The sequence below is a fragment of the Thermoanaerobaculia bacterium genome, from assembly GCA_035717485.1.
Taxonomy (GTDB): Bacteria; Acidobacteriota; Thermoanaerobaculia; order UBA5066; family DATFVB01; genus DATFVB01.
In genome coordinates this window covers 1-11578 of sequence record DASTIQ010000030.1, presented here as the reverse complement: position 1 = coordinate 11578, position 11578 = coordinate 1, and the positions used below count along the sequence as shown (strand labels likewise).

Genomic DNA, 11578 nt, shown 5'->3' with positions numbered 1-11578 from the left:
CCGGTTACTCGAGCGGGGTGTCGGGTGTCGTGAGCGTGTTCCCGTCCAGCGTCGCGACGTGCGCCGCGACGCTCAGCTGCGCCCGGCCCGACAGGCGGATCGGTCCCGTCCTCATCGACTCGCCCGCCGCGATGAAGCTCTCGAAGAAGCGGATCGTGCGGGCGCGCGGGGCGACCACCGGCCGGCCGCGCTCGTCGAGGAAGAGGAACCGGTCGAAATCCCCCGGACGGACGTCGAGGATCCGGGCGCCGCGCACCGTCACGTCGAACCACGTGTTGATCCGCGACAGGTCGGACGATTCCGCGGCGGCGTTGACGACGACGATCGCGCCGTCTCCCTCCCCCGCACGCGAGAACACCAGCTTCGGCTCGAGCGAACGCCCGAGCAGCACGTCTTCGAGGACGCCCAGGCCGTTCCATCGGCCGTCTTCCTCGAACGTCGCGATGCGGACGACCTTTCCCGGCGCCGCCCGGCCCTCGGCGAGCGCCCTCGTGAAGTCGCCCGTCCTCCTCTCGCGGAACGTGATCGTGTCCCCCGGCCGCGCCGGGCCGTCCCACCGGGGGGAGACCGCGGCGCGCAGGGGCGAGAACACGTAGACGTTCTCGTCGGGATCGGAGAGGACGTCGCCGAACGAGAAGTCGAATCGCCGGTCCTCCGAGAGTTCGTTGATCGCGGCATCGGAGAGGATCGATCGCGCCTGCCCCGCGGAGGACCGCAGCACGCCCCATCCCTGCGGCGCGTACCCCGCGTACACCGGGACGCGGAGTCCCGCCGCGTCCGCGAGCGAGGCCGAGTAGACGAACCCGGCCGGATCCGCGTCCTCTCCGCGTCCGAACATCTCCGCCACCAGGAAGTCCGCGTTGCGGGCGACCGCCTGCCATCCCTTCCGGTTCTTTTCGGGAATTCGCGACGCGATCGCGGCGGAGACCGTCCAGCGGGCGGAGATCCGGCGCCGGACCTCCGCCAGGACGACGGCTTCCCCTTTTGCCGAGCGCGACACTCGCCACGCGAGATGGACTCCGGCGACGTTCCGGGCGGCCCGCGTCGCGGGCTCGAGCGCGCGCCACAGGTCCGAGGCCGCGCGGACGGGGTCCCGCGCGAGGGCCGCATCGAAATCCCCACGGCCGGACACTTCGAGATAAACGCGGCCCGGAAAAGGACCGGCGGGCACGGGCAGCGCGCGGAACGAAGCCGTTTCCCCGTCGGCCGTGGCCGCGACGGCAGGCACGAAGAACGACGACGCTCCGATCGCGGCGAGGCGCGGCGCGAGCTCTCCCGGCGGCGCGCCGGCGGGTCCCGAGAGCTCGATCGAGATCGGCGAAGGAAGGACGCGCGCTTCACCGATCCGGCGCCGGCACCCCGGGACGAGCGACGCCAGGATCAGAACGAGAAGAGCCCGTTCCCGCTTCATGACTCGCGACTCGCGACCCGGGGTCCGCCCACCGGGTCGTCGGCCGCGGCGGCCGAATCGGCGAAGTCGAACTCGACGGCGAAGCCGCGAGGCGAGAGCCGGAACGCCCGCGCCGTGCCGCCATGCTCCTCCGCGATCTTGCGGACGATCGCGAGGCCGAGCCCGCTCCCCCCGGATTTCGACGAGAAGTACGGCTCGAAGAGCTTGCCCATGTCTTCGCGGGACACTCCCGGTCCGTCGTCTTCGACGCGGAAGACCCACCGCCCGTCCCGGGGCACGAGGCGCACGGCGATCCTTCCGCCGTCCTCGCCGAGCGCCTCGCGCGCATTTGCGACGAGATTCGTGAGCGCACGCGCGATGAGCCGCGGATCGGCGACGGCCTCGACGCCCGGAACGTCGATCTCCCAGGAAATCCCGGGCGACGCCGAATACGCCGAGACGACGCCTTCCACGAGGGGCCTCATCGGAACGCTCTCCCGGTGCGGCTCCGGCAGACGCGCGTAATCGGAGAACTCCGCCGCGATTCCGCGGAGCGACTCCGTCTGGCGCAGGATGTTCGCCACGCACTCCTCGAGGACCTGGTCGCGGGTAGGGTCGCCCCGCCTCCAGACCTCGCGGAGGTGCTCGGCGGACAGGCGGATCGGCGTCAGCGGATTCTTGATCTCGTGCGCGATGATCCGCGCCATCTCCGCCCACGCGCGGAGCCTCTGCGCCCGGGCGAGGTCGTCCCGCTGCTGGTCGAGCGTCGCCGCCATCGAGAGGAACGCCTCCACCAGGTTCTTCAGTTCGGCATCGGCCGGGAGCGGCACGGCAGGCGTCTCTCCGCGGGCGACCGCCCGGGTCCCTTCGACGAGGTCTCCGATCGGGCCCGTCACGCGGAACGCCGTCCGAGCTCCGAGGAGGAGCGAAACCCCGAACACCGCGAGCGTGAAGAGCATCAGGCTCGCCGAGAGCCGCGCGATCTCCTCTTCCGTCTCGCGCTGCTCGGGGAGAAGGGGGATCGAGAGCACCGCCGGGCCGGTGAACGCGAGCCGCCCGGGAATCGACGCCAGCGCCGCCTCGACCTGATCGAACGGGCGGTGCATCACGCGCCGCGATTCGACGACGAAACCGGCGGGGGCGGCGAGGATCTTCCCGAGCGTGTCGCCGTCGATCCTCTCCGGGAGGAGTCCCGACGCGAAGAGCTCGCGGCGGCTCGTGGAGAAGAGCCGGCCGTCCGCATAGATCGACAGGTCGTGGCCGACGATCTTTCCCATCCAGGCGAGCAGGTCGTCGTCGATCAGCTGCCGGCGGCCCGGGGACGTCCCGGCGGCGAACAGATAGTCGTCGAGGACGGTGCGCGCCGTTTCGAGCGCCGTCTGCGCGTGAGCGAGGGTCTCCCGCCGAAGCCGGGTCGCGAGCGTGTGGCGGATGTAGATCGTCGCGGCGAGGAACGGCACGATGACGAGCGCCGTGAACAGCGCGGTGATCCGTCCCCGGAACGTCAGCGGACGCAGGTGCACGCGGCGGCCCCCCGAGATCAGCAGGATCGCCGCACCCAGGGCCGCGAGCGCGATGATCGCGATCAGCGCCGCGGTCGCGGCCGTCAGGCTTTCGAGGAACCGTTCCGACGTGCGGGGCGGCTCCGCGGGAGGCGGCGCCTCGAGGCCGAGCAGCAGATCGTGGTACGCGCGAAGGGGCTCGGGGAGCGGTCTCCACGACGGCCAGTCGGCCGTCTCGATCTCCGCCTCGAGCGGGGCTTCCCCGGGCGCGAACTCCGGGCGGGGCGCGACCGGAATCCGGCGCCTCTCGACCGGGACCGTCTCTCCGCCGACGCTCGCCGTCGCCTCCGATTCGATCCCGGTCCCGGAGCTGAACCGGGAAACGAGCCTTCCTTCGCGCCAGAGCCGGATCCCCGAGACGGGCGCCTCCGCCGCGAGACCCGTCGATTTCCAGATCGCGAACGCGAGGTCGGTCAAATCCTGCTGTCGCGCCCCCCGAAAGCCTCCCGCCGTCCGGGCGATCTCCGCGGGAACGGCCGCGGCGGCCCGGGCGGCCGCCCGCGACGGGCTCCGGCCGGCGCGGACGGCTGCCGAGACTTCCGCCGCCCGATTCGCGATCGCGCGCTCCTGCCGGAAGAGGACGAGCGGGCCGAAAAGCGCGGTCGAGGCGAGCGCCGCGGCGGCAAAGACCCGGGCCGGCGCGGCCGCGGGACCTCCCGCGAGGATCGCAGCGAGCGCCGCCGCGAAAGCGACCGCGACGCCCACGGGGCTCGGCGAGAGCGTTCCGGCGAGGAAGCCTCCGATCGCGAGGAACGCCGGGAGGACGAGCGACCGCGCTCTCCCCGTCGAACAGGCGAACAGGGCGGCCGCGGCGGCCGAGAAGGCGAAGCCCGCGATCACCGCGCCCTCCCGCAGGTAGTCGCCCGGCTCGAGCTTCAATGCCGGCGAAACGAGAGCGGCGACTCCCGCCGTGCCCCACGAGAGGGCGACGCTCGCGCGGATCGCCGGGCGGACGCCGGCGCCGCCCGGGCCGCCCCCTCGGCGCGGGCGCGCGGGGACGAGGAGCGAAAGGACGAGGAGGACGAACGCGCCTCCGACGAAGATCCGCTCCGCGATCCGGCGGCGCTGCGAGGCGGGATCGAGCGGTGCCGGGTCGACGCCTCCCCAGACCGCGACGCCCGTGGCGTTCCACGGAATTCGGCCGTCCGGCGCCAGCCGCACTCCGGGCGAGGAGCGGAGAACCCGCCACGCCTCGACCAGCGTCCCCGCCCGGTTTTCGGGTGGAAAGGAGAACGAGAGCGTCCGGAAGAAGACGACCGATTCGGCCGACCAGATCGCGCCGGAGGGATCGCCGGTCGGAAAGAACGTCGGCGCGCGCCCGGCCCAGGCGATCGGGTCGCCCGTCGGGTCCAGGAGGGTGAGCGAGAATCCTCGGTGGCCCCCCGAAAGTGCTGCCGCGGCGGCGGCGAAGAGAGCCCCGCGGTCCACCGCGACTCCCCCGCCGCGCATGGAGGAAGCGACGGAGGGCGCGTTCAGGAATACGTGCGCCCGCGCGTCGAGGTCTTCCCAGCCGCGCCGCAGCTCCGCCGCGCGCTTCGCGACGGCGGGCGAGGAGGTCGAGGGCGAAGCGGCGAGAGAGAGGAGGAGAAAGAGGGCGGGCGTCACTCGCGCGACATCGGCAGATCCAGTCCGCGCCGCCGAGCGGTCTCGATCGCCTTCTCGTACCCCGCATCGGCATGCCGCATGACGCCGGTTCCCGGATCGTTGGTCAGGACGCGGCGCAACCGTTCCTCGGCCTCGGGAGTCCCGTCGGCGACGACGACCATGCCCGCGTGGATCGAGTAGCCGATCCCGACGCCGCCTCCGTGGTGGACCGAGACCCAGGTCGCGCCCGAAACCGCGTTCAGGAGAGCGTTCAGGATCGGCCAGTCGGCGATCGCGTCGGAGCCGTCCCGCATCCCCTCGGTTTCCCGGTTCGGCGAGGCGACGGAGCCCGCGTCGAGGTGATCGCGCCCGATCACGATCGGCGCCTTCACCCGGCCCGTCCGGACGAGCTCGTTGAACAGGACGCCCGCCCGATCCCGCTCGCGGTACCCGAGCCAGCAGATCCTCGCGGGCAGACCCTGGAAGGCGATCCTCTCCTCGGCGAGAGTCAGCCAGCGGCGAAGCGTCGCATTCTCCGGGAAGAGCTCGAGGAGCGCGCGGTCGGTCGTCCGGATGTCCTCGGGATCCCCCGACAGCGCGGCCCAGCGGAACGGGCCGTTGCCTTCGCAGAAGAGCGGCCGGATGTACGCCGGCACGAATCCGGGAAAGTCGAAGGCGTTCGCGACACCGGCGCTCCTGGCCTGGCCCCGGAGATTGTTGCCGTAGTCGAACGTGACGGCGCCTCTCTCCCGGAGGGCGAGCATCGCCCGGACGTGCGCGGCCATCGAAGCCTTCGCGCGGCGGATGTACTCCGCCGGGTCCGCGTCGCGAAGGCGCAGCGCCTCCGCGTACGGCATTCCGTGCGGCACGTAACCCGTCAGTTCGTCGTGCGCGGAAGTCTGGTCCGTCAGGAGATCCGGAACGATTCCGCGAGCGAGCAGACGTTCGAGCAGGTCGACGGCGTTCGCCTCGACGCCGATCGACACGGCGCGCTTCGCGTCCCGTTCGGCGAGGGCGCGATCGATCGCGGCGTCCAGGTCGGCGATCGACGCGTCGAGATACCGGGTCCGGATCCGTTTTTCGATCCGCCCCGGATCGACCTCCGCGAGGAGGGCCGTCGCCCCGTTCATCGTCGCGGCGAGCGGCTGGGCGCCGCCCATCCCGCCGAGCCCCGCGGAAACGAACAGGCGGCCCGCGAGGTTGCCCCCGAAATGCTGCCGCCCCGCTTCCGCGAGCGTCTCGAAAGTCCCCTGCACGATTCCCTGCGAGCCGATGTAGATCCACGACCCCGCCGTCATCTGGCCGTACATCGTCAGGCCGAGGCCTTCGAGCCGGCGGAACTCGTCTCCCGTCGCCCAGGCCGGGACGAGCATCGAATTGACGATCAGGACGCGCGGGGCGTTCGGGTGGGTGCGGAAGACGCCGACCGGCTTTCCCGACTGAACGAGGAGCGTCTCGTCGGTCTCGAGGCGCTTGAGAGTCCGGGTGATCGCGTCGAAACATTCCCAGTCGCGCGCCGCCTTGCCCGACCCTCCGTACACGATCAGTTCGTCCGGCTTCTCGGCGACCTCGGGATCGAGATTGTTCTCGATCATCCGGAGCGGCGCCTCGGTCAGCCAGGATTTCGCCCGCAGCGCGGTGCCGCGAGCCGCGCGCACGGCCGGATGAACGGCGGTCATGCGGTTATTGTAGCGAAAGGGCTCTCGGGTCCGCGCGCGGAGCCTCAGCGCGGACGGGTCACGACCGGCGCCGACTCCGGCGCCACGGGCGCGATCCGGCGCGGGGGCGGCAGCGGATGGATCAACAGACCGGACCAGGAGGGCGCCGCCAGATACGACCCGTCGGGAGCGATCGCCAGGGAATAGCCGGGACTGACGAGCCCCGACAGTCCGCCGATGTGCGGCGGCGGCAGGCCGGTGCTCGGGAAGGGCCGCCAGCTCTCTCCGGCGTCGACGCTGGAGAAGACTCCGTTTCGAAGAGAGCCGATGAAGAGCCGGTTCGGATTCCGGGGGTCCGGAATCGCGTTGTCGACGTCCGGCGGCAGGCCATGGTCCGCCCTTCGCCACGTCGCTCCCGCGTCCGTGCTCTTCCAGACGCCGTCGGTTCGCGCATAGACGGAGGAGTCCGCGGAGACGGAGACGGCGCCGTAGCCGAAGAGAGGACCGGACCAGGTCGCCCCCGAATCGTCGGTCCGGTAGAGACCCTGTCCCACCAGCCCGTAGATCGCGGCGAACAGGCGGCCCGGGGCGGACGGATCGGCGGCGAGTCCCACGCTCCAGACGTCCGAAGGCAGCCCGCCGGTGACGGCCTCCCAGGAATCGCCGAGGTCCCGGCTTCGGTAGACGCCGAACGTCCCCCGTTCCGCGCCAGCCGCGTACAGAAAGGAAGGGTCGCCGGGCGCGAAGATCACCTGCTCGATCAGGTGCGGGAAGATCGTGTTTCCGGCGATCTCCCACGTCGCTCCGCCGTCGCGGGTGCGATACACCGCTCCGAGATCCGGTCGAATCTGCGGAGTCGCGGGGGGCTCGATGATCGCCGCGACCTCGATCACGGCGGCATCCCGGGGGTCGATCGCGACACCCCGGACGAGGACGAGCCCCGTCTCTCCCCCTTCGAGGATCTCGCTGCGCGGGAATGCCATCGCCGTCCAGGAGGCTCCGCGATCGACCGTGCGGAAAAGATCGAGGGATCCGTAACCGACGGCCACCATGACCCGGCTGTCGGAAGGGGCGATCGCAACGTCCTGGACCGGAACCGTGAGCGCCGTCGGAAGCCAGGCATCCGACGGAGCGGCTCCGAGGAGCGGCGCGGCGCCGATGAAGATCATCGCGAGGAAGACCGAGCTCCTGATTTTCATGCCTCGATATACGACGCCCACGCCGCGATCATCGAGTGAACGAGTGCGGAAACGGGGAACACTCCACCCTCACCGCTCCCCCGCCGATGGACCGGCAGCGAGACGCCGCGTCGCCGGCGCCGGCTGGTCGGGAGCCGAGGGAATCACCCGGACGTCGTGGAACGTGAACACGCCCATGCCGGTCGCGGCGTAGATCTCTCCGCCGCCGACCGCGAGGTCGTCGATCGTGACGCCGATGGGAGGGAGCGCCCGCCACGTCGTTCCCCCGTCGGACGAAACGAAGACTTCCGTTTCCGATCTTGCGACGACGACATCGGCAACCGTCGGATCCGTCAGGAGCTGCCGGATGTCGCCGGAAAGCGGCGTCGCCTGCCACGTCGATCCGGAATCGAGGCTTCGAAACACCTGATGCCCATCGCTCGAATACACTCGTGACGGAGAACCGGCGTCGACCGCGAGCGCGTCGAATCCGGAGCCGCTGCCGAACGCATCGCCCGGAATGGCCAGCGGCATCCAGTTCGCCCCGGCGTCGTCGCTTCGCCAACCCGCGCCCTGGAGGAGATAGAGCACCCCCGGATCGCTCGGCGCGACAGCCAGGCCCGCGACCGGCTGAAAGTCTTCGAGCGGCGGATCGGGCGGAAGCGGAGGCGAGACGTCATTCCATGTCGCGCCCCCATCGTCGGATTTCATAAGAGCGCCTCCGAACCCGTGGCAGACAATGTTGACGCCGGCGTACACGAACGATGCATCGATGGGGCTCGCGGCCAAGATTTCCGCATTGCTGCAGAATCGGGATCGGTATGCCGCACGCCAGCTCACCCCCGAATCGACGGACTTCCAGATCGCCGCGACCGGCAAGCTGAATTCCCCCGATTCGGCCTCGAATCCCGCGGCGTAGATCACTCCCGACGGCGCTGCCGCCATCTTCGTGAGCGAGAAGGCCGCCAGACCGACGTCCCGCCAGGTCGCGCCGGCGTCGGGGCTTACGAAGATTTCCGCTGCCGCCCCATCGCGGGACGGAACCGCCGCAAACACCCTCCGCGGATCGGCGGGATCGACCGCCAGCGCAGCCGCGCCGGACGGGCCGCTTTCCGTCCACGCGCGTCCGGCGGAGGCAGTCCGGCTTGGGAGAACCGGAAGGAGAAGGCAAAGGACGGCGCCGAGGCGAGCGGCTCTCTTCATTCGACCCGTGTCCTACCGGGCGCTATCCGAAAATTGCTTCGTCGATTGGCCGCGCGCATACGGCGATTCTCCTCTCGCGAAGGGCGTCCGGCGTGATCCAGCTGGATCAACCGGCGAAATCGATCGCACTCGTCGCGTGTAACACGATGGGTGTACGGAATGCTCGCCGTTTCCGTGGAGTCGGGCTGCCCGGCGAGGGATGGCTACCGTGTATCGTTCGCCGCCGCGACGGGATCCGCCGGCGGCCGGCTCGTGCGTTCCCCCTGGAGCGCGGGGATCCTCTCGAGCACGCATCCGGTGTTGCCGAGCTCGACACGCACGGCGCGCGCCTCGGCTTCCGTCAACGGCATCGGGAACGCGAATCCGTACCGGCCGTCCCCCTTTTCCCCTTCGGCGAGATCGGCGCGGAGCATGTCCGCGATCCCCTCGGCGAGCTTCCGATCGCCCGCCCACACCGTGACCGGAAAGCGCAGATCGGAAAACGGCGGCGAATAGACCCATCCCGCGACCCCCGCCGCGGAGGCGTGATCGACCCACCCTTCGACGAGCGACCACCAGAGCGGGTCCTCCGAAAGCCGCGCGAGAACCTTGGCGACCCGCTCCCCCGCTCCGGGAGCCGTCGCGGCGCGCGATCCGCGATCGAACGATCGCGCGACGATCTTCGATCCCCACGCCGTCGCGAGATTTCCGATCGTTCGCTCGTCGAACGGCCGTCCCTTCGCTTTCGGATGCCAGGAGGCGTAGTCGCGGAGCATCTGGTCGACTCCGTGGCTTCCGGGAGCCTGCCGCCGCTCGAGGCAGTGCTCGCACGCGAGCATCGGGTACTGGCCGTTGCGGACCGCCCCGCGGAAGACCTCGTACGCCGCGCCCGACCAGATCTGCTCGCCGCTCCAACGGCGGATGTCGCCGAGCCCGGGCGCCTCGTCGTTCATGTAGCAACAGGTCTTCACCTGGCCGCCGCGCCGCAGGTAGAAGGTCTTGAACGGCTCGAGACAGTAGAACGGAGCCTCTCCCTGCGCGTACTCCCGGACGCGCAGGCGCCGCCGGATCTCGTCGATCCCCCACCGGTCGAGATCCACGGCCGAAGCGATCGGCCCGTTCTCCCGCGACGGGGGAAACACCGGCAGGGCCCGGGCCGCGGCGGGGAACTCCTCCAGCGGAAGGCGATCGGGCGGACCGCCCGGCGCCCCGCCTTCCTCGGGGAGAGCGAGCTCCGCCTCGATCATCGGATGGAGCGCGAGCTCGATCCCGAGGCGAGCCGCGGCCTCCTTCCCGCGGCCGATCGCGTCGCGGATCTCCGGCGAACGAAGGTTCGCCGCGTGCCCTCCGAGCTGCGGGACCACGGCGGTGTGTTCGAGGAGCCGCGTCAGTTCGACGCTCTCGACGCCGTGCGCGGCCGCGAGTTCGACGAAGCGGTCCAGCGAGCGGACGTGGTGATCGAAGGTCACGGAGTTCAACCGTACCCCCGGGAAGGCCTTTCCCGCCGCGCGCTTCGCTTCGCGAACCCGATCGAGCCCGGCGAGGACCTTCTCGAAGTTCCCTCCCTGGTAGACCGACTCGTATTCGGCCGCCGTGCTCCCGGAGAAACTGACGGTGAGGTGATGGATCGCGCGGTCGACGAGGAGGCGGGCGAGCTCGTCGGTCAGGTGCATGCCGTTCGTGAAGAAGTCGATCAGCACCTCGAACTGCGAGAGATGAGACAGGAAGCCGGGGAAGTCGGGATGGATCGTCGGCTCGCCGTAGCCGAAGGCGTGCACGACGAGGGCCCGCTCCAGCAGCGGCCGGAGCGTCTCCGCCGCGCCGCTCGCGTCGAGGAACCCGGGATCGACGTCCCAGATCGCCTGTTTCCTCGCCGGGTTGAACGCCGAGAAGCGGGTGCACATGACGCAGCGGAGATCGCAGACGTTGCTGATCTCGAGGTAGATCTCGAGGGGCCAGCGGGGCGACGGTCCTCCGTCGGCGAACTCCACGAACGAGGCGATCGCCTCGCGCTTGCGGTCGAGGAGGTTTTCCGACATCACTCCAGCCGCGCGAGGATCCCGGAAAAGGCGGTCTCGACGAGCCGGGCTCCCGCTTCGAGATCCGGCGCGATGAAACGGTCCGAGGTCCACGTCCGAACCTTCCGGCGAACGATCCGGCGCGTTTCCTCGATGGCGGGGGAGCTCTTCAGGGGTTTCAGGAAGTCGAGCGCCTGGCATGCGGCGAGGATCTCGATCGCGAGGACGCGCGTCACGTTCTCGACGACCGCGGCGAGCTTTCGGGCGGAGATCGGCGACATCGACACGTGGTCTTCCTTCGCCGCGCCCGTCGGAATCGAATCCACGGACGCCGGATGCGAGAGCACCTTGCACTCCGACGTGAGCGCGGCCGCGGTGACCTGGGCGAGCATGAACCCCGACTGCACGCCCCCCTCTTCCGTCAGGAATCCGGGGAGCCCCGAGAGCGACGGGTTCACCAGCTTTTCGAGCCGCCGCTCCGAGATCGAGGCGAGATCGGTCAGGACGATCGCGGCCAGGTCGAGAGGCGCCGCGACCGGCGCTCCATGGAAGTTCCCGCCCGAGAGGATCTCGCCGGCTCCCGCGAAGACCATCGGGTTGTCCGAAGCGGAATTCATCTCGATCTCGATCGCCCGCCGCGCGTACTCGAGGCCGTCGCGCACCGCCCCGTGGACCTGGGGCATGCAGCGGAGAGCGTAGTTGTCCTGCACCCGGCCGCAGTTCCGGTGAGACTCGCGGATCGCGCTCCCCGCCATCAGCTTGCGGAGGTTCGCGGCCGACGCGATCGCGCCCGGGTGCCGCCGCGCCGCCAGGATCCGCCGATCGAAGGCGGTGTCGCTCCCCCGAGAGGCGTCCAGCGACATGGCCCCGGCGAGGTCCGCGATCCGGACGAGCCGCAGCGCCCGCGCGAGCGCGAGACCGCCGACGGCGCACGTCATCTGCACCCCGTTGACGAGCGCGAGCCCCTCCTTCGGACCGAGCTCGACCGGGCGGAGCCGTGCCGCGC

General features: G+C 70.7%; 8 protein-coding genes. 1 reads left to right on the top strand and 7 read right to left on the bottom strand.

Going from position 1 to position 11578, the window contains the following annotated elements:
* Positions 1–4: 4 nt before the first annotated feature.
* The 5 genes from VFS34_01325 to VFS34_01305 all read right to left on the bottom strand — a co-directional run bounded on the left by VFS34_01325 (position 5) and on the right by VFS34_01305 (position 8083).
* Positions 5–1411 carry a hypothetical protein gene (locus VFS34_01325; GenBank protein ID HET9793072.1) on the bottom strand — a complete coding sequence of 469 codons (1407 nt, stop codon included), beginning with the start codon at positions 1409–1411 and terminating at the stop codon, positions 5–7.
* Positions 1408–4557 carry an ATP-binding protein gene (locus VFS34_01320; GenBank protein ID HET9793071.1) on the bottom strand — a complete coding sequence of 1050 codons (3150 nt, stop codon included), beginning with the start codon at positions 4555–4557 and terminating at the stop codon, positions 1408–1410. The genes VFS34_01325 and VFS34_01320 overlap by 4 nt, the downstream gene beginning before the upstream one ends.
* Complete coding sequence (gene hutU / locus VFS34_01315; GenBank protein HET9793070.1) at positions 4554–6215, bottom strand: urocanate hydratase; 1662 nt, start codon at positions 6213–6215, stop codon at positions 4554–4556. The genes VFS34_01320 and hutU overlap by 4 nt, the downstream gene beginning before the upstream one ends.
* A 44-nt stretch (positions 6216–6259) precedes the next feature.
* Positions 6260–7393, bottom strand: a complete 1134-nt coding sequence (locus VFS34_01310) for a hypothetical protein (GenBank protein ID HET9793069.1) — start codon at positions 7391–7393, stop codon at positions 6260–6262.
* 69 nt (positions 7394–7462) lie between these two features.
* Complete coding sequence (locus tag VFS34_01305; GenBank protein ID HET9793068.1) at positions 7463–8083, bottom strand: hypothetical protein; 621 nt, start codon at positions 8081–8083, stop codon at positions 7463–7465.
* 61 nt (positions 8084–8144) lie between these two features.
* Between VFS34_01305 and VFS34_01300 the strand changes: the two genes are divergently transcribed.
* The gene (locus tag VFS34_01300) at positions 8145–8291 is read left to right on the top strand and encodes a hypothetical protein (protein HET9793067.1); all 147 of its coding nucleotides are present in this window, start codon (positions 8145–8147) and stop codon (positions 8289–8291) included.
* A gap of 487 nt (positions 8292–8778) precedes the next feature.
* On the opposite strand, the gene VFS34_01295 is transcribed toward VFS34_01300, so the two are convergent.
* Together VFS34_01295 and VFS34_01290 are read right to left on the bottom strand one after the other, a co-directional pair.
* Complete coding sequence (locus tag VFS34_01295; protein ID HET9793066.1) at positions 8779–10593, bottom strand: radical SAM/SPASM domain-containing protein; 1815 nt, start codon at positions 10591–10593, stop codon at positions 8779–8781.
* A partial coding sequence (locus VFS34_01290) for an aromatic amino acid lyase (GenBank protein ID HET9793065.1) occupies positions 10593–11578 on the bottom strand: 986 nt, incomplete at its 5' end. The genes VFS34_01295 and VFS34_01290, both read right to left, overlap by 1 nt.

Excerpts from the sequence above, each read along its gene's own strand:
- VFS34_01295 (HET9793066.1), bottom strand. The coding sequence starts at position 10,593 with ATGTCGGAAAACCTCCTCGACCGCAAGCGCGAGGCGATCGCCTCGTTC.
- VFS34_01325 (HET9793072.1), bottom strand. The coding sequence starts at position 1,411 with ATGAAGCGGGAACGGGCTCTTCTCGTTCTGATCCTGGCGTCGCTCGTC.
- hutU (HET9793070.1), bottom strand. The coding sequence starts at position 6,215 with ATGACCGCCGTTCATCCGGCCGTGCGCGCGGCTCGCGGCACCGCGCTG.
- VFS34_01305 (HET9793068.1), bottom strand. The coding sequence starts at position 8,083 with ATGAAATCCGACGATGGGGGCGCGACATGGAATGACGTCTCGCCTCCG.
- VFS34_01300 (HET9793067.1), top strand. The coding sequence starts at position 8,145 with ATGGGGCTCGCGGCCAAGATTTCCGCATTGCTGCAGAATCGGGATCGG.
- VFS34_01310 (HET9793069.1), bottom strand. The coding sequence starts at position 7,393 with ATGAAAATCAGGAGCTCGGTCTTCCTCGCGATGATCTTCATCGGCGCC.